21 protein-coding genes are annotated in these 26,459 nt (G+C 43.3%); 7 read left to right on the top strand and 14 right to left on the bottom strand.

The window, feature by feature from the left end:
- The first annotated feature begins 604 nt into the window (after positions 1–604).
- Entirely contained in the window at positions 605–3,022 is a 2,418-nt protein-coding gene (locus tag VRU48_RS00035; protein ID WP_330105885.1) for a T9SS type B sorting domain-containing protein, read from the top strand.
- A gap of 302 nt (positions 3,023–3,324) precedes the next feature.
- Here VRU48_RS00035 and VRU48_RS00040 read toward each other — a convergent pair whose 3' ends face one another.
- The 8 genes from VRU48_RS00040 to pyrR form a co-directional block, all read right to left on the bottom strand.
- Positions 3,325–4,134, bottom strand: a complete 810-nt coding sequence (locus VRU48_RS00040; RefSeq protein ID WP_330105886.1) for an energy transducer TonB — start codon at positions 4,132–4,134, stop codon at positions 3,325–3,327.
- The gene (locus VRU48_RS00045; RefSeq protein ID WP_199141176.1) at positions 4,134–4,535 is read right to left on the bottom strand and encodes an ExbD/TolR family protein; all 402 of its coding nucleotides are present in this window, start codon (positions 4,533–4,535) and stop codon (positions 4,134–4,136) included. The genes VRU48_RS00040 and VRU48_RS00045 overlap by 1 nt, the downstream gene beginning before the upstream one ends.
- The gene (locus VRU48_RS00050; protein WP_330105887.1) at positions 4,535–5,245 is read right to left on the bottom strand and encodes a MotA/TolQ/ExbB proton channel family protein; all 711 of its coding nucleotides are present in this window, start codon (positions 5,243–5,245) and stop codon (positions 4,535–4,537) included. The genes VRU48_RS00045 and VRU48_RS00050 overlap by 1 nt, the downstream gene beginning before the upstream one ends.
- Before the next feature lies 1 nt (position 5,246).
- The gene (locus tag VRU48_RS00055) at positions 5,247–6,572 is read right to left on the bottom strand and encodes a hypothetical protein (protein ID WP_330105888.1); all 1,326 of its coding nucleotides are present in this window, start codon (positions 6,570–6,572) and stop codon (positions 5,247–5,249) included.
- A gap of 187 nt (positions 6,573–6,759) precedes the next feature.
- Entirely contained in the window at positions 6,760–8,469 is a 1,710-nt protein-coding gene (locus tag VRU48_RS00060) for a TonB-dependent receptor (protein ID WP_330105889.1), read from the bottom strand.
- Between the two features lie 3 nt (positions 8,470–8,472).
- Positions 8,473–11,490, bottom strand: coding sequence for a tetratricopeptide repeat protein (locus tag VRU48_RS00065; RefSeq protein ID WP_330105890.1), 3,018 nt, complete (start codon positions 11,488–11,490; stop codon positions 8,473–8,475).
- A 368-nt stretch (positions 11,491–11,858) separates the two neighbouring features.
- The gene (locus VRU48_RS00070) at positions 11,859–12,791 is read right to left on the bottom strand and encodes an aspartate carbamoyltransferase catalytic subunit (protein ID WP_330105891.1); all 933 of its coding nucleotides are present in this window, start codon (positions 12,789–12,791) and stop codon (positions 11,859–11,861) included.
- Between the two features lie 7 nt (positions 12,792–12,798).
- Positions 12,799–13,344, bottom strand: coding sequence for a bifunctional pyr operon transcriptional regulator/uracil phosphoribosyltransferase PyrR (pyrR, locus tag VRU48_RS00075; RefSeq protein WP_330105892.1), 546 nt, complete (start codon positions 13,342–13,344; stop codon positions 12,799–12,801).
- 245 nt (positions 13,345–13,589) lie between these two features.
- On the opposite strand from pyrR, the gene VRU48_RS00080 reads away from it, so the two are divergent.
- The 5 genes from VRU48_RS00080 to VRU48_RS00100 are packed head-to-tail and all read left to right on the top strand — an operon-like array spanning position 13,590 to position 17,999.
- Positions 13,590–14,033 carry a MarR family winged helix-turn-helix transcriptional regulator gene (locus VRU48_RS00080; protein WP_330105893.1) on the top strand — a complete coding sequence of 148 codons (444 nt, stop codon included), beginning with the start codon at positions 13,590–13,592 and terminating at the stop codon, positions 14,031–14,033.
- Between the two features lie 5 nt (positions 14,034–14,038).
- Entirely contained in the window at positions 14,039–15,427 is a 1,389-nt protein-coding gene (locus VRU48_RS00085; protein WP_330105894.1) for a TolC family protein, read from the top strand.
- Positions 15,428–15,430: 3 nt separating this feature from the next.
- Positions 15,431–16,393: an HlyD family secretion protein gene (locus tag VRU48_RS00090; protein WP_330105895.1), complete on the top strand. Its 963-nt coding sequence runs from the start codon at positions 15,431–15,433 to the stop codon at positions 16,391–16,393.
- Entirely contained in the window at positions 16,393–17,556 is a 1,164-nt protein-coding gene (locus VRU48_RS00095) for an ABC transporter permease (protein ID WP_330105896.1), read from the top strand. Before VRU48_RS00090 ends, VRU48_RS00095 begins: the two co-directional genes overlap by 1 nt.
- Before the next feature lie 41 nt (positions 17,557–17,597).
- Entirely contained in the window at positions 17,598–17,999 is a 402-nt protein-coding gene (locus VRU48_RS00100; protein WP_330105897.1) for a thiol-disulfide oxidoreductase DCC family protein, read from the top strand.
- On the opposite strand, the gene VRU48_RS00105 is transcribed toward VRU48_RS00100, so the two are convergent.
- From VRU48_RS00105 to cmk, 6 genes are all read right to left on the bottom strand, one after another.
- Positions 17,996–18,196: a hypothetical protein gene (locus VRU48_RS00105; RefSeq protein WP_330105898.1), complete on the bottom strand. Its 201-nt coding sequence runs from the start codon at positions 18,194–18,196 to the stop codon at positions 17,996–17,998. The two genes, VRU48_RS00100 and VRU48_RS00105, sit on opposite strands and share 4 nt — an antisense overlap.
- A gap of 56 nt (positions 18,197–18,252) precedes the next feature.
- On the bottom strand, positions 18,253–19,953 hold the full coding sequence (locus VRU48_RS00110) for a beta-N-acetylhexosaminidase (RefSeq protein ID WP_330105899.1): 1,701 nt from the start codon (positions 19,951–19,953) through the stop codon (positions 18,253–18,255).
- Between the two features lie 267 nt (positions 19,954–20,220).
- Positions 20,221–22,155 carry a 30S ribosomal protein S1 gene (gene rpsA, locus VRU48_RS00115; protein ID WP_330105900.1) on the bottom strand — a complete coding sequence of 645 codons (1,935 nt, stop codon included), beginning with the start codon at positions 22,153–22,155 and terminating at the stop codon, positions 20,221–20,223.
- A gap of 412 nt (positions 22,156–22,567) precedes the next feature.
- Complete coding sequence (locus VRU48_RS00120) at positions 22,568–24,046, bottom strand: TPM domain-containing protein (RefSeq protein WP_330105901.1); 1,479 nt, start codon at positions 24,044–24,046, stop codon at positions 22,568–22,570.
- 71 nt (positions 24,047–24,117) lie between these two features.
- The gene (locus tag VRU48_RS00125) at positions 24,118–24,954 is read right to left on the bottom strand and encodes a 3-keto-disaccharide hydrolase (RefSeq protein WP_330105902.1); all 837 of its coding nucleotides are present in this window, start codon (positions 24,952–24,954) and stop codon (positions 24,118–24,120) included.
- A gap of 70 nt (positions 24,955–25,024) precedes the next feature.
- Positions 25,025–25,708, bottom strand: coding sequence for a (d)CMP kinase (gene cmk / locus VRU48_RS00130; RefSeq protein WP_330105903.1), 684 nt, complete (start codon positions 25,706–25,708; stop codon positions 25,025–25,027).
- A 237-nt stretch (positions 25,709–25,945) separates the two neighbouring features.
- Here cmk and arfB point away from each other — a divergent pair, with 237 nt between their 5' ends.
- Positions 25,946–26,353, top strand: a complete 408-nt coding sequence (gene arfB / locus VRU48_RS00135) for an alternative ribosome rescue aminoacyl-tRNA hydrolase ArfB (protein ID WP_330105904.1) — start codon at positions 25,946–25,948, stop codon at positions 26,351–26,353.
- Positions 26,354–26,459 lie beyond the last annotated feature (106 nt).

Consider the following 26,459-nt stretch of genomic DNA (forward strand, 5'->3'; position numbering starts at 1 on the left):
AGACTAAGGCAGCGATAAGAGAAGAAATTTTTTTAATCTTAATTCCTTAATGGTTGCCATTAGGAAAGGTGATAGCAATATCTTAAACATTTAGTTTTGAGCGATAATCTCCTTATATTTGCTTGGTATTTAACTGCTCCCATCTCCTGTGATTAATAAGTTTACTCTTTTTCTACTGCTTTTTATTGGTTGTTTTTTCAGGCTCGAAGCACAAACCTTTTATGTAAGTTCTCCGACTGGCTTAGGCGTAAGTTCTGCTATCTATAAAGTTGATATTACAAGTGCCGGAGTAGTATCTACTAGAATAGCAGATTGTTCGCCAGGTGACCAGTACTTTTCGATTGCCATGAATAAAAGTAACTTATTCTGGTTGCGCGATAAGATTTATACAGCCGATATCAATGGGAATAGCACAGAAAATTGTAGGCCCTTGTTTCCATATATGTCAAGCTCAAATGCGCTAACACTTGGGGCCGATAATAAGTTATATTATTGTTCTAGTTTCTTATTTAGCACGGATATAAACACAGGACAAAGCGAAGCCATTGGGCCACTCAATTATTCCTCTTCTGGAGATATGTGTTTTTATAAAAAAGAGCTATACATGGCTTCTTATCAGGGAATAGTTAAGGTAAATCTAAAAGAGCCAAATAAGAGTACGCTTCATATTCCGATGGCGGGAGGTAATATTTACGGAATTGTTAGTGTTTCGACAGGTTTGAGAAAGAATACGGTGTATGGATTAGAAAATATTAATAATAAGACAAACATTATCGAATTTGATATAGAAAACCAAAGGGTAGTTGGGATTGTTGGAACACTCCCTTATAGTGTGCTAGATGCCGCCAGCATGGTTGAAGATGGAAGCATTATAGGCATTGAGGTAGATAAAATAGACATTAATCAAGACTGTAGCTTGGGCAACAAAGCCAATGTAGATGTAATTACAGCCCCTCATCTCGAAGATTTTACCTATACGCTAAATGGCGTAACCAATACCACCGGCAAATTTACTGGATTATCAAAAGGACAATATACACTTTCCATAACCTCTGCATCTGATTCATATACCACAACCGTTGATGTTCCCGAATTAAGTCTGGTTAAACCGGTTTATAGCTGGCAAACTAAAAATCAGCTATGCGATGCCCTTGGAGAAATTACTTTCAATACCCCTGATCAAAACAGTACCTACCAGATCAGGTACGGTAATAAATTGTTTCCGCTAAATAGCTCCTTTCCCAATTTGGTAGCCAACCAATCGTACCACTTTGAGATACTTAACAAATATGGCTGCAAGGTTGACGATTTGAACCTGGCTGTCGGTAAAGACAAATGCACCATTAAGTTTGATAAGGTTCTGGTAGCGCAGCAATGCGATGTTTACCATAAAGGCGTAATTAATGTTTTGACCAAACCGCATACGGCTAGTTATACCTATACACTAAATAATAGTCTTGCCAATTCGACAGGGGTATTTAAAGATTTAGCCCCTGGTTCCTATACGATTAAAATTGCTTCTGACGAGGATGAGTTTGAAACAACGGCCATTGTGCCCGATTACAAACAAATGCAACCGCAATTTGGCTTTGTCAAAATTAATCCTGCCTGTGCCGCAAAGGGAAGTATCCAATTTAATGACCCCTCGGCCAGTAACGCTTATCAAATAAAGTATCAAAGCAATGTTTTTGATTTGGATCACTCTTTTACTGGGCTGGAAGTAGGTACGCATCATTTTGTTATTTTAACTAAAAACGATTGCTTGGTAGACGAATATGATGTCCAACTGGTTTATGAGCCATGCCCAATCGTAATCAACGATATAGAGATACAGCAAGAATGTAACGTGTTGGGAAAAGGGTTGATCAGAGTTATCGTGCCACCAATTCCAGAAACCTATATTTTTACGTTGAACAATTCGGTCAGCAATAGTACAGGTATATTTAATATGCTTAGTCCCGGAACTTATAACATCGAAGTGAAAGCATCGGGTGGTGCTCCTGCCGTTACCCGACAAGTAGTTGTACCCGATTATTCGCTGAGCAAGCCTGTTACGGTAGTCAATGCCAAGAACCCCGCCTGCGCTTTGGCCGGTGAAATTTCTTTTTCCATCGGGAGCAATTCGGCCGATTATAATATCCGATATAATGGAACGGTTTATCCGGGCAGCCATGTATTTACCGGACTGAATGCCAACAGCTATTCGTTTACTATTTTAAGGCCTAACGGTTGTTTGGTTGACGAAAAGGAGGTGAAGCTGGTTTATGAGCCATGCCCCATTGTGATCAGCAATATAGAGATACAGCAAGAATGTAACGTGTTGGGAAAAGGATTGATCAAGGTTATTGTGCCACCAATTCCAGAAACGTACACTTTTACGTTGAACAATTCGGTAAGCAATAACACAGGTATCTTTAATATGCTTAATCCGGGAACGTATAACATCGAAGTGAAGGCATCTGGTGGTGCACCAGCAGCCTATAGAACGGTGGTTGTTCCTGATTATTCGTTAAGTAAGCCATTGGTGGCTGTAAATAGCAAGAATCCAGTTTGTGACCTGGCCGGCGAAATTTCTTTAAATATAGGAGGCCGATCAATGGATTATACTATTCAATATAAAGGTGTAATTTATCCCGGCAACCATGTATTTGCCGGTTTGTACGAGGGCAATTATACTTTTGTTATACTCAAACTTAATGGCTGTATTGTTGATGAATTAAGTGTAGCCCTAAAAACAGAGGTTTGTAACGATGTATCGTATCCCAATGCCTTTAGTCCGAATTTCGATAATATAAACGATACCTTTAAGGCTAAAGAGGGAAGTAGGGCTTTTAATTTTAAGATCCAAATTTTTGATAGGAGGGGTGTAATAGTCTTTTCTTCAAATAAGCTGTATGATGCCTGGGATGGAAACTATAAGGGCCAGCCAGCTCCAGTAGGAACTTATTTTTGGATAGCCTCTTTCAAAACCCAAGAGCATAAGGAGATTACTAAGAGAGGATCGGTAACGTTGATTAGATAGAAGTCTATAATCAATGCTGAAAAAGATACAAAGTTCTTATCAATCTTAATTTCTTAATGGTTAATAGTTTTTGGACCATCTAAGGCACCTGAGGAAAACTAAGCAAGGGTATAGTTTAACCGCAAAGTCAAGAAGCTGTTTTTAACCTTAATTTCTTAATGGTTAATAGTTTTGAACCACCTAAGACACCTGAGAAAAGCTAAGGCAGGGTTTTGGTTAATTTCGAAAGTCATATTTGATTGTATAAAAAGCTGAAGAAAATTAGAATCGATCTAGGACTTGAGAGCGACATAGCCTGGGTTCTATTGTAATCCAAAGCTAAAGATGACGATTCCACTACGTATATTGTTATCTATTTTACTTTTTATTAATGAAGACTTAAGAACAGCTTCTAAACATTTTCTTTGTAATTCGGGGTCAGCGGTAGTAGATTTTTGAAGGTATACTTTGGCATTGATAATTCTCCCTTCGCTATCATAAAATGCTTTGATAGCCACCTTTCCTCTTATTTGGCTATTGTCAATTGGCTTGGAAAGATTACTGAATTTGTCTAGTGAGATAGGTTGGTTGCCATTTCCCGCCCCCCCCTCTCCATAATTAGGTGCTAAGGGGTCACCATCAGGATCTCCTTGGTTGCCCGGTGTATTTCCGGTGCCATCGCCTTGGCCGGTGCCGTTGTTCTTTTTGCCGGTATATAAGGCATTCGGATTGATGGCGGGTTTTGCTGGTTTCTCTTCTTTGGTAGAAGTGGCCGTAACCGTAGTTTTCTGTGTTTTGGTCGTTACCGCAACTGCATCCTCGGTATTTTGGGTCTGTATTTCCTTACTGGTTTCTGTTGGTGTATTTGGGGTAACTTTGGTTTCGGGTGTAACCTTGTCTGGTAGTTTTTGGTTGGCATTTTCAGCCATTGATGGCTCTTCGATGCTGGTATAGTCATCGCCCATGCCTTCGGCTGCTGTGCCATAGTTCACCACCATACCGCCCATGCCAAATTCTTCCTTGGGCTGGAAGCTGCCGATTACGATAAAAAAGCTAACCAAAAGCAGAAAACCCATAATCCCCACAGAAATGGCTATGGCTTTCGGATAATTATTTTCTTCTTTATGTACCATTATTTTTTAGGCTCAACTGCTACAACAAGCTTTAATTTCAATTTGTTTGCAATGTCGTTTACCACAAATCCATCCTGATAGGTTACATTGCGGGCCACATATAAAAGAATGGTCAAATCGGGTGCCATTTTTTGGTATTCGGCTATCACAGGCTCTAACTGGTCGATGGTTACCGGTTTTTTCTCCACGAAATATTTCAGATTCTCATCTATGGTTACCGTTACGGCCTTTTTGGCGGTCGACTGCTGTCCGCTAGACGATTGCGGCAAGAGCAATTTAACCACCGTTGGATTGACCACGGCAGAAGCCAATAAGAAAAACAGCATCAGGAAGAACATGATGTCGTTCAGCGCCGATGTATGTACCTCTACACTTCCTCTTGTTCTCTTGCGTAAATTCATTATTTGCCCGGTTCTTCTAATAGGTCAATAAAATCAATGGCGTCGGTTTCCATCTTCAAGATGATCTTCTCTACCATAATGTTTAGGATGTGGTACAACACATAGGCAATGATACCGATGATCAGACCCGTGGCCGAAGTAATCATTTTGGTGTACAAACCACCCGAAATGGTGCCGATTTCGATAGCGCCTTTGATCGATACCTGATGGAAGATGGTAATTACCCCCACAATGGTACCCACGAAACCCAACATGGGCGCAATACCGGCAATGATACCCAAAATACCGATGTTTTTTTCGAGTTTGGAAACTTCGAGCTTGCCGGTGTTTTCGATGGCGCCCTCAATATCCTTGATTGGTCGGCCGATGCGCTTCAGGCCTTTTTCGAGCATGCGAGCCAAAGGCGATTTATTGTTTTTGCACAGGGCGATGGCAGCTTCCAAGCGTCCTTCGTGTATGTTCTGCCTGATTTGGAAAAGCAGGTTCGATTCGTCTTTTGACGATTTGCGGATGGTCAAATATCTTTCGGTAAAAATAACCAATGCCAAAAAGGCCAAGAAAGCCAAGGGGATCATTACCCAACCCCCTTTAAACAAAAGGTCGATAAAATGGAGTTCTTTTTCGGTAGGAACGGCATTGGCCGCCGTGTTGCTTGCACTATCTAAAGTTTTTTGTAAGGTGTCTTGTGCTGCTAGAAGCAATGTCATCATGTTACTGTTTTTCGTTTTTTAATTTGATCGACTGTGTATAAATTCCTGGGTCTTTGAGTACTTTCTGTAAACTGTCTTCGTATTTTTTGGCCAGTTCGGGTTTGGTAAACGTACCTGCACTGATATTGATTCTCGTTTTGGAGAGCCTTACTTTTTTGCCTGTAATTTTTCGCGTGGCCAAGTTGGCAATAATCTTATCGGCAACTTTATCGGTTTTTACCGAAGCGACCAGTACCTCGTAAACCATTACATTGCTATCGATAGCAGTGCTGTCTTTGCTTAAGGTTACCAAGGCATTGTTTTTAGCCAAGCTATCGGCTTTTGTCGTGTTGGCCTGGTTCTTTAACGTGTCGAGTGGGGCACTTGGTACATTTTGGTCGTGGGTGCCTTCAAAATTCTTTTTAAGGTATTTATTAAAGAATGCAGGATTGATAAAGTAGGCGATAGCGCCCAAGGCTACGATAACAAGCAGTATAATTAAAATTTTGATGAAGAAAGGCATGCTTTTTTTTGGCTCTTCCTCTTCAGTATAAACCTCAGTATGTTGGGCAACCGGTGCCTGTTCTTCGGCTGGCTGATCAGCCGTTTCTACAGTTTCTATTTTTGGGGCTTCATAAACCGTAACCGGCTCTCTAACCGTTTCTGTAGTTTGTTCTGCTTCCTGAATAGAGGCAGTGGGCGTTACCTCTGCTATTTCTTCGTGAATAGATTGTTCGTCGCTTTCGGCTTCAACCGTGTTTTCTTGAACTGGAACTTCTGCTTCAACCTCGTTATCGTCAACTGTTACTTCTTCAGTTTCAATAGGGGCTACAGGATGATCTGTTGTTCCATCCCCGGGATTTTCTTCTTCCAGTCTGTTTTCTTCTTCAATCTCTGCTAAATCTTCGTCTTGAACCGGTTCTTCTGCGTGAGTGTCTTGTTGCTTGAGGTCGCTTAACGTAGGCAAGCCATAAAATTCGAATCCAAAACTGCTTTCGGCTTCCGGCTCAAAAACAATTTCGCCGTTAACCAGCTTCAGTTTGCCTATGGGTTCCAAATCGGCTTCCTGATGGTCGTGCAGCTTGGCCTGGATCTGCTCGGCAAACTCGCCAATAAAGTAATTGCTCGATTCGATGCTGATGTTTCTTCGCTGACTGATAAAACCAGCCAGTTCTTCCTGTTCCTTAAGCTCGGTGGTAAAAGCCAGCGCATAGCTCGGCGGTATGAAAGCATGCTGGGCTGCATCGTATTTACCAGGCGTTTTCTTTTTATACAGCGTACCCAAACCCACAATACCCACGGTTTTGCGGGTTTGTAAAAGCTCGGTAAGGTATAATAGTATATCCATTCTGGTAAAAATAGACTTTAATATTTAATTTTCAATGATTGAATTTTGAATGACTGAATTATTGAATGTTAAAAAATTGAACAAATCTACATTCCCTCATTCATTAATTCGGTCATTCTTTCATGCTATCCCTCTCTTATTCACTCATTCAATCATTCACTCATTCTTTCATTCTCTCCCGCAATCCTTACTTAAACGAGTAGCTTACGCCACCAAAAATGTTAAAGCCATTGGTGCGGTAGTATAAAAACCTGCTGTAATTGGCGTTAAGGATGTTGTTGGCTTTTGCAAAAACCGACAGCCTGTTGTTGATTTTGTAATCGGCACCCACGCCAAGGTCAACAAATCCTTTGACGTTAACCACGCTTTCTTTGGCTGGATCTGGAACCGGTGGATAAGTGCCATCAGGATTTAACGGATTAGCGTTGTATACTTTAGCCTTGCTGTCGTCTTGGATAACCACATTGGCGTTAAAAGTAAGCTTTTTGTTAAAGGTGTAGGCAAAGTTAGAGCTGACGCGCAACTGCGGCTTAAAATAACTTTCCTGTTCTATGGCCGGTTTATAGTCTTCCAAGTTCAGCTTTCCGGTCCATTTCAGCTCATCGCTCACCTGTACCGAAATTTCGCCTTCCAGGCCCAACAGTTTCATGTTGCCAAAATCGTAGATCACATCGAACTTGTTGAAGTTGGCAAAGCTATTCACGAACAAAGGCATATCGGTTATTTTTTTGCTGTAGAACCTCGCTTTGTAGCCAAAACCCGGTCCGCCGGTACCTTTGATACCACCACTGATGCTTAGTTTTTCTACGCTGTTGCGAATGGCAATATTGCTGTTCAGGAATGGATTTTCGTCGGTAAAGTTTTTCAGGGTATTGCGGTTTACATCGCCTTTTACTTCTCCAAATACTTGTAAAAAGTCTGGAATTAAGGTGAAATCGGCGGTTACGGCAGGAAAGATACGGGTATCGGAATATTTGCCAAACTCCTGTACAAAGTTAATTCCGGCAGTAATCTTTACGCCTTTGGTTTGCAACTTGATGTAAGGGTTTAAGCGCAGCAAATTGTTCGATACGCTGTTGTTGGCGTCTTTGGTATTGCCCATTTCGGTGTTGGCCGCCAAGCCCAGGTTAAAACCGCTGATCCTTTTGTTAAGGTAGCCGGTAATGCTTACCGCTTTTTCATTGGCGTCAAATTTATCGCTCAGCAAATAGGCATTGACCTTGGCCGCATAGCTCAGGGCATTTTCGTCGTTGGTAAATTTGTTCACCACTTCGCCTTCAGCCTCAAAAAAGTTGAATACCTGTCTTTCGGGATTTGGATTTAAGGTAGGATTGGCATTGTCAATTCCGTAGAAAAACAAACCATGCCTCTCGTAGTTCAAGCGGCCACTTAAAGTAGCCTTATCGCCAATACTGCGGCCAAAAACGCTCAATTGCTGATTGTTTTCGTTTTGCTTGTTCAGTTTGCCTTCTTGACTGAAGTGCCTGAAAAATGCACCGGCTTGCAAGGCTTCATCGCGACCGATGTTGACATAGGCTTCGCCCAATAAGGTAGCCAAAGAACCTACGCCGCCTTTTACATAGCTGTTCATCAGTTCGGCTTGACGCTCGTCGGCCAGTTGTTGCGCCTGTAGCTTTTGGATATCGGAATTCAATTCCAGTTTGCGGTCGGTTAAGCTGTAGTTGAATTTGGCCTTGTAGGTTTTTACGTTGCTCAAATCCGGACTTCTTCTCAGTTTTACCGCTTCGGCTAATACGGGTTTGTAGGGTCTGATGACTTCAATTTCTTCGCTTACTGCTTTTTCTGGTGGTTTAACATCCTGTGCCATCAAAGTGGTAGCGCTTGCCGTTAAGAGTAGTAGGGTGGTATATAGGGTTTTATATGATCTCATCTTCATCTGCTAGTTTATTTTTGCTAATTTTTCTTTGGCGGTAGGCACAATGTCGTCCTTGCCTTCGTAATTGTCAATAATGCTTAAAAGCGTGCTTTTGGCCTGTAGCTTATCTTTAAGAGCCAAATAGTTGTCGGCTAATAAAATAAAGGATTTGGCTACCCAATAATCATAAGATGGCATGTTATTGATCAGGTCGAAACAGGTTTTCTGCGATGTTTTGTAGTCGCCTTTGGCATATTGAACGGCGGCCAGGTTGTATTTGGCTTCGGCGGCAGCAACGGTTTTGGTTTTGGCCACTACGTTGTTGAAGGCTTTAACCGCTTGTACAGTATCGGCTTTGAGCAAGTAGGCCTTGCCGGCAAATAAGTCTGAGCTGTTTTTCTCCTCCTCAGAAGCTTTATCCGCATTTTTGATGATATCGGCATATTTGATCATATCGTCGGCCATGCCCAAAGCATTGTAGGCTTTGATGAGGTTGTTGATGGCGTAATTATAATGCACTTTGTAATCGGCCGTAGTTTCGAGCCTTTTCAGGTAAACGATGGCTTCGTTGTATTTTTTCTCGTCCATCAGCACCTTCGATACGCTCATGAGCGAACGCTCGGTATAGTCGCTGGTCCAATCGTTCAAAATATAATCGTAATCGGCAATAGCTTCTGATGAGCGGCCCAACTTAACCAACGATTCGGCACGGATAAATTTGGCTTCTTTGTCGTGGATCGGTTTAGGGAATTTCTCTAAATAAGCATTGATGGCTTCGTAAGTGCCCTGTGCATCGCCTTTGAGGTACCTGTTGTTGGCTGCTTGGAACATGATGTTGTCTTGCTCGCTCATCGAGTAGTTGCCCAATGGCGTAGTAGCCGCATAAGCAATAAAGCCGTTGGCATCGCCCTTATCAACATAAATGTTCTTGATCGATTCAAGCGCTTGTTTGGCCTCTGGTGCACTTGGATAATCGCGGATTACCTTTTTGAAAGATTCAAGTGCCGCATCGTCCTGGTCCTGGTTGTACTGTACCAAGCCAATGGTTACCAAGGCACGTGGCACATAACTGCTTCGTGGATATTTGGCTACCAAATCAACCAAGTCTGATTTCGATTTGTCGAAGTCGCCTTTATTGAAATAGGTGTAAGCGGTTTCGAAACCGGCATCGTCGGCATAGTTCGAGTTAGGGAACTTGCTTAACAGGCTCTGCATGGTAGCGATTTTGGTGTCATCTTGTTTTTGCAGGCCATAGATCATCCCTTTTTGAAACAAGGCATAATCTTCGCCGGTTAGCTTGCCGTTGATGATTTTGTTGTAGTTGGCCATCGCTTCGCTGTAGTTTTTGTTCACGAAATACGAATCGGCCAAACGCAAGGTGGCATCGTTAACGGTTTTGGCATCTTTATCGTTGCCTTTTAAGAAACGCTCGAAATAGGTGGCGGCTTTAGGGTATTTTTCATCTTCGAAAGCAGCATAGCCCAAGGCATAATTGGCAAAATTGTAGACTTCGGTTTGGTCAGCATCGGGCAAGGTCAGGAATTTTTCGAAAGTCTTAACGGCTTCGCCAAATTTGCGCAGTTCGTACATCGATTCGGCCATCCAGTATACGCTTAAGGCATAAATTTCTTTGTCTTCGTTAAAGTTGCCCGAGCGCAAGAACATCGATAGGGCATTAGGAAAGGCTCTTTCGTTATAAAACTCTAAACCGCGGAAATAAGTTACTTTTTGGTAAGCGGCCTTGGCTTCTGGGGTTTTGTTTTGGATGGGTTCTAAAATATCGATAGCGGCCTGATAGTTCTTGCTGGTCAATAAAATTTCGCCCAACAAGGTCTTGGCCTCGTTTATTTTTCTTGAATTCGGGAATTGCTTCAAGAAGGCTTGGGTAGCCTCTAAGGCTTGCGAATTGAAATCGAGCTCATAGCTGAGTTTGGCGTAGCTGTACCAGGCCTCTTCTTGGATCACTTTGTCCAAATCTAACCGCGATGCCCTGAAAAATGCGCTTCTGGCTTTTTCCTTGTTGTTTAACTTAAGCGACGACTGGCCCAAGGTGTACATCCCGTTTTGCAGGTACACATCGTCGGTATTGAGTTTTTCTAATACGCCTACCGATTCTTTGTACTTGCCGTTTTGAAATAAGGCATAGCCATACTGATAAATGAAAAGGTTGTTTTTGGTTTGGTTCTTGTCTTTGGCGTAAAACTCGGCAAAGTATTTTTCGGCATTTTTGAATTCCGATTTGGCAAAATAAGAGGCAGCTACCAAGCTGAGCATTTCCGGCTCGTATTGCTGCTTGGTTTTGGCCATGGCCGGAATGGCATAATCGATCACATCATCATAGCGCTCATCTAAATAATACATCGAAGTGATGTAATATGGATAGCTGGCTTCGTAAGTTGGCGAGCCTTTGAGCTTTTCGAAATTGGCCAAGGCGGTTTTATACTCCTTGTTCAGGTAGTTGATGTAAGCAAAATAATAGGTGGCACTTTCCTTGAACGGCGAATCTTCTTTTTTTACGGCTTCGAACAAAGGCTCTGCCTTGTCGTAGTTTTTAAGCTCGAAATACGAATAACCCTGTTTAAACTGATATTCGAGGCGCTGTTTTTGCGAAAGAGAGTTTGGTTCTGTTTTCTCGAACCATTCTAGGGCTTTTGCATAATTTTTTTGTGCGAAATAAGATTTGCCCACATGGAAATAGGCCAGTTTGGTATTCGGGTTGAGCGGATATTCTCTGATGAACTCCTGAAATAAGGCTTCGGCATCGGCATTGCCCAGTTCTAAGGCACAAACGGCGGTATAAAACTTGGCATTTTCTTTCAGCAAGCTCAGTTCGGCATTGCTTACCTGTTGGGTACTGCTTTTGCTCCTTACTTGTTCTACCAGCTTAAATTGTTGGGCGGCGGCAACGTATTTTTCGTTCTGCAACAGCTCTAGGCCGGTTTGGTAGTTTTTGTTGAGACTGACTAACGGACTGATTTGGGCAAAACCGGCGCTTATGCCGCCAACTAAAAAGAGGGGAACAAAGAGAAATTTCTTCTGCATAGATTTCAAATATGGTTGCTACTAAAGTAAGGCATCTAAAAGTACATATCAACATAAGAAATTAACATCTGTTGATAACACAGGTTTAACGAATGGTTTTTTGAAATGGTATAGCCAAGGGGGCGTTGTGGAAAAATTCAGTGGTAAGGCTGAAGCTGGAAGGTTGATGGCGAAAGGTAAAAAGACTAAAGTCTAAAGACCAAAGTTGAACGATTTTGGAAACATCTATTCCCTCAATAATGGGAAGATTGCCGAGGCGATTGATGACTAAAAGTCTAAAGCTAGGCCATCGACTATAGACATTTAACTTCTGGACTTTAGACTTTCCGACTATGGACTATCGACTAAGGACCAAAGGCTTCCTCCAACTAATCCTTCTGACTGGCCAGCAAATACAGCACCGCCATCCGTACCGCTACGCCGTTTTCAACCTGCTCGAGGATGATGGATTGCTTGCTGTCGGCTACATCGCTGGTAATCTCCACGCCACGGTTAATCGGGCCCGGATGCATCACTATAATTTCTTTATCGAGGTTATCGAGGATTTGTTTATTTAACCCATACATCATGGCATATTCGCGTTGCGACGGGAAATACTTGATGTCTTGTCTTTCTAATTGGATGCGGAGCATATTGGCTACATCGCACCAGTTGAGGGCTTTGATCAGGTCGTGTTCTACTTTTACGCCCAGGCCTGCAATGTGTTTGGGAATTAAGGTGGTTGGTCCGCAAACCATAACCTCGGCACCTAGCATCTGTAGGCACAAGATGTTCGAAATGGCTACACGCGAGTGGAGGATATCGCCCACAATCACCACTTTTTTACCGGCCACATCGCCTAGTTTCTGGCGGATGGAATAGGCATCGAGCAAGGCTTGCGTAGGATGTTCGTGTGCACCGTCGCCGGCATTTACAATTTGGGCCTTTACGTGCTTGCTCAAAAATACACCTGCACCGGCATAAGGATGGCGCATCACCACCATATCGACCTTCATGGCCAAAATATTGTTTACCGTATCGATGAGGGTTTCGCCTTTGCTTACCGAAGAAGAAGAGGCCGCAAAATTCACCACATCGGCCGATAGCCTTTTCTCTGCCAGCTCGAACGAAAGTTTGGTCCGGGTAGAGTTTTCGAAAAAGATATTGGCAATGGTAATGTCTCTCAGCGAGGGAACTTTTTTGATGGGGCGGTTAATAACATCCTTGAAATTATCGGCAGTTTCAAAAATCAATTCAATATCGTTCAGGTTAATATCTTTAATGCCTAAAAGATGTCGTGTTGATAGTTTTTCTGCTGCCATTTCTATGTTATTGCTTATCTGATAATAAAATCACTTTGTCTTCGCCCTCGTTCTCCTTCCAGCTTACCTTTACTTTCTGCGAATCGACGCAGTCTACCTGTTGCCCGATGTAGTTGGGCTCAATAGGCAGGTGTCGCGAAAACCGGCGGTCTATCAGCACCATCAGTTCTACTTTCTCTGGTCGGCCATAGGCTAAAAGCGCATCCATGGCGGCACGAATGGTACGGCCAGTCCATAAAACATCGTCGATCAGGATAACCCGCTTGCCTTCGATAATAAAGTCGATGGTATTGCTGCTTGCGGTAACCAAGCCGTCTTTTCGCCTAAAATCGTCCCTGAAAAAGGTAATATCCAAGTGGCCCTTTTTAATGGTGTCGGTTTTAAGGATATCGGAAAGTTCTTGCTGTACGCGATCTGCAAAATGGGTGCCTCGGGGCTGGATACCAATTAAAACAGTGTTAGAAAAATCGGTGTGATTCTCAATTAACTGATGGCAAAGACGCCTAATTGTGATTTGGAATTTTTGACCGTCGAGGAGGGTTTTCTTTTGCATTGCACAAGGATTGGGCAAATATAGCTAAACCAGCGATTTTTTAATAAAATATTTAAAGTTTGCCATCGTGGTCCACAAAAAATACGGTTTGGGGGTGGAATCCTTAGTCAACAGGCTATTGTTTTTTATTTGATTAAGTATTTGATAATGAATTGTTTATTTGTTAATAAGGGAAATAATTACCAATATAGTTGTTTAACTAACTAATTTGCTTTACCTTTGTGGTTGTTTATGCAACTATTGTTATGAATACTAATTTAATTTCTTTAGAAGACAGGTATAATTTGTTGGCTGGCCGATTATTTATGTATATTAATAGATATATCGCCCAAAAGTTCAAAAGCAGCTCAGTTACGCTTACGCGAGAACAATGGACCATTTTGGTGCAGCTTTGGAAACAGGATGGTGTTTCGCAACAGGTTATAGCCGACGAAACAGGCAGGGATAAGCCGAGTACCACCCGTTTACTCGACAATTTGGAAAGGGACGGCTATTTGCAACGTCAACCTGCGGCAGATGACAGGCGCCTGAACCTGATTTTTTTAACCGAAAAGGGGAAGGCCGCCGAAGAAGAAGTGATGCGGGTGGCCAACCAGGCCTTAGATCAGATCACAGCGGGACTAGCCACGGAAGAATTGGAAACCGTGAAGAAGGTATTTGAAAAGATTTACACTAACATCAATACATAGGAACAATGAAAAGGAAATTATTTTTTTTGATTGCATTTGTCCTGTTAAATGTTTTGACATCAAATGCGCAACAGGTTCAGGTATCGAAAACGCTGATGCAGGCCATTGAGGCGGCGCTAAGCCAAGACTACGACCTGGCCAACCAAAACCTGGAAACCGAAAAGCTGGAAATAGAACGCAAAAGCGTGCTCAACAAATATATTCCCCATGTAAGCGCCAGCGCTTTGTATGGCTATTTTGATAACACCTTAACGCTCGATGTGCCTACGCTGACTTTGCCTTTAACCGGTGTGCAGCTGTTTTCGGGAAATCAGCAGTTCGAGAACAGTGGCAACCTGTTTTATGGTGGGTTAACGGCTAAAACCGTCTTGTTTAGCGGTGGTCAGATCTTGAACGGCGCCAAGGCGCTCGAAGCCAAGAAAAAAGGAATGGAGCTGCTGTCGCAACCCAAAAGAGATGCGATTATTAAGGATGTGGTTTATTCGTTCGATCAGATCAGGTTGTTGAACGAGGCCCAAAAACTGGTCGACGAAAGCGAAATCAGGCTTAAAAAAGAGAACGAGCGCGTAGAAAAAGCAATTGCCAACGGTTTGGCCATTCCTTACGATAGGGATAAGATCAAACTGGCCGTGCTTGAGCTGAGCTCGAAAAAGATTGAAATAGAGGGCAAACGCAAGGTATTGTACCAAAAAATCAATATGCTTACCCATTACGAAACGGCCCAAATAGATGCGGTGGTTTATGAGCTCGATCCCATTATATTGCCCCAGAATTTGAGCGCAAGCGGCCGGGCCGAACTACAGGCCTTAGAATCGTTCAAAAGTGCCTATCAGTATGCCTTAAAAAAAGAGAAAGGTACTTTTCTTCCCACCTTGGGCGCCTTTGGAAGCTATGGCTATGCTTCGGTATTTGATGCCAAAAGCAGTTTTAACGGTCCGGTTACGGGCAACAACTACAGCCTGAAATTGAATGAAGCCACGCTTTCGCCAAACCTGATGGTAGGGGCGGCCTTAAAATGGGATTTGTTTACCGGTTTTGAGCGCAAGCACAAGATTCATGAAGCTAAAATCAACATCAAGCAGGCCGAAAACCAGTTGGAGGCTACCAAAGAAAAAGTAGCCTTGCAATTGCAGAATTTCAACGCGCAGTACGAAACGTTGTTCAAACAGTTGGAAATTGCCAATCAGCGCGAAAAAATTGCGAAGCAGAACCTTGTGGTGGCCCAAAAGCAATATGGTGCCGGTTTAATCAATGTAACCGAACGCCTTGCTGCAGAAACCGATATTTATCAGGTATCGCTAAATAAAATCAATACCATTATTGAGCAACGGAAAGCCGCTTTCGAAACGCTTTCGGCTGCCGGAAATTTACAAAACGCTATTCAAGTTAAATAAGTCATGAAAAAGAACATCATCATTTTATTAGGTCTGTTTGCACTGGTTTCGTGCAAAAGAAAAGATACGGTTAATGGGCTTGTACAAGGCAAGGTAGAACGCGAAGAGATTGCCGTGGTGGGCAAGGTTGCCGGCCGCATCGTCAAAATAAAGGTTAACGAAGGCGGCTTGGTGAAGCGGGGCGATACGCTGGCCATTTTGGATATCCCAGAGGTTGATGCCAAGAAAATACAGGCGCAGGGAGCGGTCAAATCGGCCGATGCCCAGTACAACATGAGTGTGCGTGGTGCCACCGCTAACCAATTGAAACAGCTTTATGCCAAACAAAGCGCATTGAAGGAGCAATATGATTTTGCCAAGAAATCGCTGGCCAGGATACAGGCCATGGTAAGCGATTCGTTGGTGCCACAGCAACAGTATGATGAGGTTTATGCCAAATACCAGGGTGCTTTGGCCCAGTACACGGCTGTAGGAGCCGAAATTGCCGATGTGAAAAACGGCGTCAGGATAGAGCAGCAAACCATGGCACTGGGGCAAAAAGACCGTGCCTTGGGCGCATTGCAAGAGGTGCAGACGGCCGAAAAGGAACGCTTTATTATTGCGCCACAGGATATGACCATCGAAACGATTACGCTGAAAGTAGGGGAGTTGGCCCTGCCAGGCTACACCTTGTTTACGGGCTCTTTAAAAGGCAGTGCCTATTTCAGATTTACTGTGCCCGAAAGCAGTTTGGCAGCCTATAAAAAAGGCGAAGAAATAGAGGTGTATATTCCTTACAAGAACAACGAAAAACTGGTTGGGGTAATTAGAAATGTAAAACAGTTGGGCGCTTATGCGAATATTGCAACGGCTTATCCCGATTATAACATGCAGGATGCGCTGTACGAGCTTTCGGTGGCGCCTAAAAACATAGCCGATGCCGACGGGCTGCAAACTAAATCAACCGTAACGATAAACAAAAAGTAATGAAAACATTTTTTGAACTGCTCAAACGCGAATTCAGGTTGTTTTGGAACAACAATGTGCTTCGGATCTTGTTTATCGGAGCGCCGATTATGTATGGCGTGCTTTTGGGCTATGTGTACTGCAAGGGCAAGGTAACCGATTTGCCGATTATCGTGGTTGATCAAGACCAGAGCAAGCTGAGCAAGCGTGCCGTTGAAATGATGGACGATAACGAGGTATTGAAGATCGCCGTATTGAAGTTTGACGAAAATGATCTGTCGCGACTCATGATCGAAAAGGATGCCGCAAGTGTGGTGATTATCCCGGCTGGTTTTGAAAAACAGGTGCTGACCAAAAAATATCCTGAAGTAACCACCATTGTGAATACGGCCAATGTGTTGACTGCTAATTACGCGTCTACAGCTATACAGGTGGTTTTAGGTACATTAAAGGCGGGCGTGCAGCTCGAAACGCTACGCAAACAAGGCGTGCCAGAAAACTTGCTGCTAAGCCAGTACGAGCCTTTCAAAACCACTTTCATCAAAAAGAACAACCGCTCTACCAACTATATGTATTTTTTGTGGCCAGGTATTTTGGCTACGGTATTGCAACAGGTGCTGATGTTGGGCTTGGCCTTGTCTTTCGCCTCCGAATTTGAGAACGGTACATTCAAAGAACTGGTTGGCAAAGCGCCATCGACCTTTAAGTTGCTTTTGGTTAAAATCATTCCCTACCTGCTCATGAGCTTTGGTGTCTGGTTGTTGTACTGGTTCTTTACCTGGTGGTTCGATATTCCGTTTTACCACAATTTGGGCATCCTTACTTTGGCTGCAGGCTTGTTTGTGGTGGCGGTCTGCTTTATTGGCGTGCTGGTGAGCATCGTTATCCCTAACCAGTTGAAAGCAACAGAGGTACTGATGGTCATCGCCACGCCTAGCTTTATCCTGTCGGGTTTTACCTGGCCTTTGAGCCAGATGCCAGGCTGGATACAGGGTATCGCAAGCGTTATTCCCTTAACCCATTTCCTGCCTATTTTTAGGATATTGATTATTGAGAACGGACCGGTAGACCTTATTTATCCTTATATCAACAAACTTTTAATCCTGACGGTTGTTGGTTTTGTGTTGGCTTTTGTGGCTCTGTATGTGAAGAAGAGAAAAGTGTTGAAGGTGGCCAAGGCTTAAAGCTGGGCTAATCCGAAAGAAAAGCCTAAATTTGATTGATCATGAACGAGCATCCGGTAATCTTTTTCGATGGCTTCTGCAACCTCTGCAACGGAGCGGTGCAGTTTGTGATCAAGAGAGATACCCAAAGCCTTTTCAGGTTTGCTTCGCTGCAAAGCGATTATGCCGCAACTGCCTTAAAACAATTTGATATAGAACCCGCACAAGGCGACAGTTTTGTGCTGTTGGAAAATGGCAAGGTCTATCAGCGCTCTACGGCCGCTTTAAGGGTGGCCAAAAAACTGAAGGGCTTGTGGCCATTGCTGTACGGATTTATCATTGTGCCCCGCTTTATTCGCGATGGAGTTTATAATTTCATCGCCAGAAACCGCTATAAATGGTTTGGCAGGCAGGAAAGTTGCTGGGTACCTACGCCCGAGCTCAAGCAACGCTTTTTAGCTTAGTTTGCTTCTTGTTTGGGCTTTGGGCGCCATAGCCACAAGCTCAGCACGATTAGGGGAATAACTACGCTTAGGCTAACCAAAATGAGCTGATCTCGTTGTTTTACGATTTCGGCATCTGTTGTGGTGAAGATGTAGTAGGTTTCCTTCAATGTATAAAGTGTAATCAGGGTGGATAGAATGGCAAATACTTTTCTCATCTGGGCTTTCGTTTGCTGCAAAGATTGCATTTCTCTGCGATAATCTGGTATGGACGTTAATTTTGCAGGTATTTTTTGCTATAGGTAATCCCCATTAAATCGTAGCGTTTAAACTGGGTTTTCAGGCGTTTCAGGAAATCGTTGTAGTTGCGCTGATCTTTTGGTGTCCACAGCATTTCGCTCAGGGCATCCAAACGCGGAAAGATCATATATTCTACTTTTGCCGGATTGGCAATATACTCTGTCCACAAATTGCCTTGCGCACCCCAAATGTATGGCGTTTGGGTAGGCGTAAGCACCGCTGGTACCGGTTCGTAATTGTATACGGTTGCCAAAGGCAGGTATTTGTTGGCCGTTAAGCTGTCTTCCTGCATAAATTGTTTGTGGTTGAAGTAAAGCTTTTCTTCGGGTGTCATAATCACCTTGTGGCTTTCTTGGGCAGCGGCAATGCCTCCTTTTTCGCCACGCCAGCTCATCACGATGGCATTGGGCGCCAAGCCACCGTCTAAAATTTCGTCCCAACCCACAATGGTTTTGCCTTTGCTGTTTACAAATTTCTCTATCCTGTGGATGAAATAGCTCTGCAGGGCGCTTTCGTCTTTCAGGTTGTTGTCTTTCATGAGCTGTTGCGCAACTTCAGAGCTTCTCCACCAAACCTTCGAGCCTTCGTCGCCACCAATGTGGATGTAGGGCGAAGGGAAAAGCGCCATCACCTCCGTAAGCACATCTTCCAAAAAGCGGAATGTTTGTTCGGTAGGTTGCAACACGTTGTTGTATTTGTTCATCATGCCCCAGGTTTGCGCCACTTCGTATTTTTTGTTGGGCTCGGTACCCAGTTCGGGATAAGCGGCCAAAAGCGCCATGCTGTGTGCCGGCATTTCGATTTCGGGAATGATGGTGATGTATCGTTTGGTTGCATAGTCAATCACCTCCTTAATCTGCTCTTGGGTATAAAAACCGCCATGAGGGATGCCATCGGTTTTGATCTGGGCATCTTTGGGGGTGATTTTAATCTCATTAGGCAAAACTTGGTATTTAATTCCCTCGTTGCCAACACCGGGCCATAAGCCAATAATGCTGCCTTTGCGCCAGGCGCCTATTTCGGTCAGTTTGGGGTATTTCTTGATTTCGATGCGCCAGCCATGGTCGTCGGTTAGGTGCCAATGGAAATAGTTCATTTTGTGCAGAGCCAGGTAATCGATGTATTTTTTGACGAAGGCTACATCGAAAAAATGACGGCTTACATCCAGGTGCATACCCCGATAATCGAAACGAGGGTAATCCATGATTTCTACCAAAGGAACTTGGAGCGCACCTCTAGAATTGATACTGGTTGGCAACAATTGGATAATGGTTTGGATCGCATAAAATAGCCCTTGCTCAGTTGCCGACGAAGCTTTTAACGATTGGTTGACCGAAATGAAATATTGATTGGGGTTGTAATATATTTTAGTAGTTGGCGTGCCTTTAGGAATACCGGTTATAACCAAGCTGATTGCATTGTTATAGTTTTGGTTGTCGGTTTTAGTCCCGATTTTTAGGGTTAAGCCATAATTTTTTTGGATATAGTTGGCCAGAAATGTGGCTGAATTTAGCGCGGTCGAATCGCTAATGCTGATCACCGTGTTTTTGTCGATCGAGATGGTTTTGTTAAATGGCGATTGCTTTACCTCTACAGGCTTTGGAATGATATTGATTTCTTGTGCCGAGGCTGTAAAGCCAAGAACCAAAAACAGGAGGGATATTGAAAGTTTCATTGTTGCTAATGGGCTGTGATGTCCAAAAGTAGCAAATCTTTTGGTGTATGGCGAATGGCGTACGGCGTAGGGAGTATAGCGTATTGAGTAATGAGTATTGCGTATTGCGATTAGCGTAAAGCGTTTGGCATTCTCCATTTGCGAAGACACTTGCGAAGTTTTCAAAACTTCGTAAGTGTTGGCTTTCAAAACTTCGCAAGTGTAGGGCACAAAAAAAATCCCGATAACTTTCGCTATCGGGATTGTATGGTTAAGCTGTTAAAAAAACTATTTAGCTTTCTTTTTGCTTTCTTCGCCTTCCATTTGCTCTTTCAATTGAGCCAATACGCTAAGATCGCCTAAAGTAGATTTCTCTACAGAATCTTTTACTTTTTTAACTGCAGTGCTAGCTGCTTTTGCTTCTTTTTTCTTGGTCGCTCTTTCTTCGGCAACTGCCTCAGCTTTAGCCTCTTCCCAGATGCGGGCGTGAGAAACAACGATACGTTTAGCATCTTTGTTAAACTCAATGATTTTGAAATCGTTGGTTTCTTCAGCTTTGATTACAGAACCATCTTCTTTAGCCATGTGTTTGGTAGGTACGAAACCTTCAACACCGTAAGGCAAAGCGATAACGGCACCTTTGTCAGTTACTTTAACTACAGTACCTTGGTGGATTGAATCCAAAGTAAAGATAGTTTCGAAAGTATCCCATGGGTTTTCTTCCAATTGTTTGTGGCCTAGGCTCAACTTGCGGTTTTCAACGTCAAGTTCCAAAACAACTACGTCTAAGGTATCGCCAACTTTGGTGAATTCATTAGGGTGGTTGATTTTTTTAGACCAAGAAAGATCAGAAATGTGGATCAAACCATCAATTCCTTCTTCAATTTCAACAAACACACCGAAGTTAGTCATGTTTTTAACAACAGCTTTGTGTTTGCTTCCGATTGGATATCTTTCAGCCACATTTTGCCAAGGATCTTGGGTCAATTGTTTGATACCCAAGCTCATTTTGCGCTCGTCTCTGTCTAAAGTCAAAACTTCAGCTTCGATCTCGTCGCCAACTTTCAAGAACTCTTGAGGCGAACGAAGGTTTTGCGACCAGCTCATTTCTGAAACGTGGATCAAGCCTTCAACACCTGGAATGATTTCTAGGAAAGCACCGTAGTCAGCTACAGTAACGATTTTGCCTTTAACTTTTGAACCAACGGTTAAGTTAGCATCAAGGTTCTCCCAAGGGTGTGGAGTTAATTGTTTCAAGCCTAAAGCGATACGTTTTTTCTCGTCATCGAAATCTAAAACAACCACGTTGATTTTTTGATCCAATGCCAATACTTCTTTCGGATGCTCTATGCGGCCCCAAGAAATATCAGTGATGTGCAATAAGCCGTCTACGCCGCCCAAATCGATGAACACACCGAAATCGGTAATGTTTTTAACAGTACCTTCAAGTACTTGTCCTTTTTCCAATTTAGAAACGATTTCAACTTTTTGGCTTTCTAGGTCGTCTTCAATTAGCACTTTGTGAGAAACAACTACGTTTTTAAACTCGTGGTTAATTTTAACAACTTTGAATTCCATGGTTTTACCCACGTATACATCGTAGTCGCGGATAGGTTTGATGTCGATTTGAGAACCTGGCAAGAACGCCTCAACTCCCATAATGTCGACAATTAAGCCACCTTTAGTACGGCTTTTTACGAAACCATTGATAATGGTGTCATTGTCAAGCGCAGCGTTGATGGTTTCCCAAGAACGTTGAGTTTTAGCTCTCTTGCGAGAAAGGATCAACTGACCGTTCGCATCTTCCGGAGCTTCAACGAATACGTCAACTGAGTCGCCGATTTTCAAATCCGGCATGTCGCGGAATTCTGAAGTAGATACCAAACCGTCAGATTTAAAGCCAACGTTTAATACTACGTCTTTGTTGTTGATAGAAACAACAGTACCGCTAATGATTTCACCTTGGGTGATTTGGTTGAAAGTATCGGTATACATGTCTTCAAACTTTTTACGGTCTTCGGCATTGTAGTTACCAAATACTTTATCGTCTGCATCCCAGTCAAAATCTTGATCTGGAGTAGCCAACGATGATTTGATTTGTTCGATCGATACTGAATCAGCTTCTGATTCAATCGTCTCTTTTTCGGTTAGACGGGCGTCTGCACCTTGCAATTCGGCTGTTTTAGCCTCTAGTTCTTTTTCTGCTACTTGTTTTTTAGCCATTAATTAATTATCTCCTTTGTTCCCTATTTAGGGACTGCAAAGGTAGAAAATTCTTTTTTAAAAGAAAAGATTTTTTTAATAAATGTTGCTGATTTTTAACGTATTGGGCATTGATTACACTTGCGAAGTTTGAAAAACTTCACAAGTGCGTGTCATCATTAGTTGATTCGGTTAATCGTCAATGGCAAATGAACAAATTGACAACTGTCAACTTGGGAATGATTGCCTCATTGATTGGATTTGAAGTCGTTTGGTCCTTTATGCACCATCCATGTGAAGAGAATGTTTTTTGGTTAAAGATTGATACGCCTAATGAAAAATTATACTCGCAATGACGAAATTAACTATAGCGTACTGTACCATCGGCCATGGACTATAGACTTCTGACTATCGACTATGGACTAATGCCTTGTCACCAACTACCACCTGCACCACCGCCACCGCTGCTGCCACCGCCCCAGCTGCCACTGCTGGAAGAAGAGCTGCTACTTGACGAACTGCTGCTGGAAGAAGAGCTTTCGCGGACCAGCATGGCCAACGTAATCCATTTGATGAATTCTTCGTGCTTACAGTTTTCGCATCGCTTGATTTCTTTGGCCTGGCCCTGACTTGAATATGTGGCTGGTTGTGTCGTGATTTCCTGCGGTTCGCTAAAAGTCTTGAAATGGCAGACCGGACATTCGCTAAAGTGACTGTATTTTTCGGCTGGCCATTGTTTGATCACGTGTTCTTTTTTGTCTTCGCTTTCCCAAATGTCGTAATCGTAAACCTGGCGCAGCTCTTCTTCGCGTTGGCCTTTGGTTAAATACGGACTGCCTTCTACGTTTATATCACGGTCAACCCGTACCATAGGCCTGTTTTTACTGTCGTTGATAGGGGCGAAGCGATTGGTTGTATTGGAACGCAAGCTGAGGTGTTTAAGCCACATGATGACAATGAGCGGAGAGAAAAGCAACATCCACCAGTTTTTCCGCTGGAAGGACTTGGCTTCGTCCATAAAATTCTTATCGTCGTTATGCAACTTCCTCAAATTGCCCAATTGGTAGGTGTAGCTAAAGAAAAAGACGATGGCCAACACAATGTAGAGCACCAAGGGCACGTCTTTCCAGCCAAAATTGGCGAAAAGACCAGACACCATGCCAAATACGAACAGAAAAACAAGGGCAAAAGCGATAAAGACCATGCTGACGCAGCCTTTTATAAAAATGGAATCGTAGGAGGTTTTTTTCTTTTTGTCTTCCGAGCTGAGCGTAGGCGCTTGTTTGTTCAAAATCTTAAAGGCACCGAAGAAAAGCAAAACCACCAAGCCACCATAAAGCAGGTTGAATTTCCAGCCGTTCTCTTTTTGTTTTTGCTGGGCAATCAGCGAATTGATTTCATCCCTGCTGCTGCCGTCTGTAAGTACATCATAAATTTTTTGAACGGCGTTGAGGATGCCATCGCTGTATTGACCCTCCTTAAAGGCGGGCACCAGGCTGTTCTCGCCAATATGCTTGAGCGTTATGTCGGGCAGCAAGCCTTCAACGCCATAGCCGCTAATGAAACGGTATTTTCTTCTGTCGATAGCCACGAATAGCAACAAGCCATTGTTGCTTCCTTTTTTGCCAATTCCCCATTTGTTGAACAGGGCGGTGGCAAACTCGGCATCTTCGTGGTCTTGGTCGAAATCGCTCACTACAACCACTGCCATTTCTACCTTGGTCTGTTTTTCGAGCTTGGCAATCAGCCTGTTCAGGCTATCGATATTGCTGATGTAGCCATCGGGATCGCTTACAAACTCGTCCTGTCCGTTCTTTTTGGGGTCGGGGATTTCATTTAGTTTGTAGTGTTTTTGAGCGAGAGCGGTAAATGCGAATACAAAAAATAAGATTGCAAAGCTTAGTTTTTTCATTGGTTTACCGGTTTATTTGAGTGGTACACTTGCGAAGTTTTTAAAACCTCGCAAGTGTTGTCGTTATATAACTATCCCTCTTTCTTCAACTTTTCTACCATTTGCGCCAGCTTTTTAGGGTCTTTGGCATAAGGAGCCAAATCGAACAGCTTAACGGTTCTGAACTCGATGGGATGGCTTTCGCTCTGCAACGAAATATAGCCAGAGGTTAGGCGTTTGCCATCTTCCTTCACTTTAGGATCGAAATTAGACACGTTGCCACCACCAATTTGAGGTTTGGTATACTCGAGCACTACTTCTTTGTCGATAATATGCTGGATCAGCGAATCGCCCAGCACCAAAAATTCTGCGGTTACCCATTGGTCGCCGTGGTAAGTCTTCGATTTCGAATCCAGGCAGTGGGCCGTATACAGCTTGTTCTGGTAATAAATGGTGGTGCCAGGGGTACAAACGTTGCTGGTATGGCGTTCGTTTACGCCATCGCCACCCAAAATCTGCCCCTCGATAGAAATAGGGAAGTCCTGGTCTTTGAGCATGGTTTCGGGTGCCTGACAATGCAGCATAGCGCCGCTGTTTCTGAGTGCCCAGCCTGCGCCGCCTTTAACCTGTTCGCCCACAAAACGGTATTCTACCTTAAGCAGGTAATAAGAGAAAGGTTTTTTGTAGAAGATGTGGCCATACTGATCGTTAAAATTCGTGTAGCCGTCGTAGCTTACCTTCATCAGGCCATTTTCGACCCTAAAAGTATTGGCAAAGTTGTCGTTGAGTTCGTGCTTGGAAATTTTTACTTTCCAATCTTTAAGGTCTTTGCCGTTAAAGAGGTTGATCCAGCCTTTTTGGGCCTGGACAGCCATGCTGCCCGCCAAAAGACAAAGCAACATGATGGGTTTTAAATAGGTCGATTTCATAAAAAATAGATAAACTGACCTAAAATACTAATTATTTTAAATTGCCGATGCTTTGTTGGGCTTTATTTGATTAAGGCTTAGGCAAAAACGGTTGTACCTTTTCCAAAGCGAAAGCCAATTGCTCTTCTTGGGTAAGTTCGGTGTTGTCTAGGATAATGGCATCGTCGGCACGGGTTAGCGGACTTTCTGCACGGGTGGTGTCGGCATAATCGCGGTGGGCCAGGTTTTCGAATACGTCTTCGAGCGTGGTCACGGTATCGCCTTTGGACTGGAGTTCCTTAAACCGGCGCTCGGCCCTGATCTTTGGATCGGCAGTCATGAAGAATTTCACCTGCGCATCTTCAAAAACGGCAGTGCCGATATCGCGGCCATCCATCACAATGTTTTTCGATTTGCCCATCCGCTGTTGCTGCTTTACCATGTCGTGGCGCACCAATTTGTTGGCCGAAACTTCGCTTACCCTTTCCGAAACGGGCATCTGCCTGATTTCGTCGGAAACTTCTTCGCCGTTGAGCAAAATATGGGATTCGTAATCGCGCGAGTGGAAATTGAGTTCAATGTGTTGTAGGGCATCTTTTACAGCGGCTTCATCGTTAACGTCAACTTGGTTGCGGATAAAGAAAAGGGTAACTGCGCGATACATGGCGCCGCTATCGATATAAATAAAACCTAACTGCTTTGCCAATGCTTTGGCCAAGGTGCTTTTGCCGCAAGATGAGTAGCCATCAATTGCTATAACCACATTTTTTCTCATGCGCTACAAAGGTAATGTTTTATGGGAGATGTGGGAAGTTAGATTTTAGATTTAAAAAAGAAGTGAGCTATGAAATTTGAGATTTGGTGTGCGAGGTTTGAGAATGGACATCGATATTATCTCTTTCAGCTTTGGTCTTTAGTCTTTAGTCTTTAGTCTTTGGTCTTTAGTCTTTAAGCTTGAGTTTAGAATCCCTTCCCTAGCAGGTGTTTGCCTTAGAATTGCTAGTTTTGCGCTATGGTACCCTCAAAAGAAGAATTGTTTAAGGAAGTGTTGATTAAAACCTCGCGTAGCGGCGGCAAGGGTGGCCAGCACGTCAATAAGGTGTCGAGCAAGGTAGAACTTGTCTTTAACATTGCGACAAGTTCTTTCTTTACCGAAGAGGAGCGGGCTTTGTTGCTAGAACGCTTGGCATCGCGCCTTGATGCGGAAGGCAATTTGCATATTGTAGCCCAAGAAGACCGGAGCCAGCTGCTCAATAAGCAGCGTGCGATCTTAAAATTGGGCAATCTGTTGTCTAAATCGCTACAGGTACAGAAAAAACGCAAGCCAACGAAGGTGCCCAAAGCGGTAATCGAAAAAAGACTGCAAAATAAAGCGGCAAAATCCGAAAAAAAACGAAACAGGAAATCCCTTGATTTTTAACGGTTTGCTTATTTCGTAAAAGCCAAATTTGTTTTTTGTATTCAAAATGTTGCCAAAATCGAAGCGAAAATCCGCTTTTTAGGCACGAATGGCATTAAAATTGCCA

It is taken from the genome of Pedobacter albus, from assembly GCF_036324255.1.
GTDB lineage: Bacteria > Bacteroidota > Bacteroidia > Sphingobacteriales > Sphingobacteriaceae > Pedobacter > Pedobacter albus.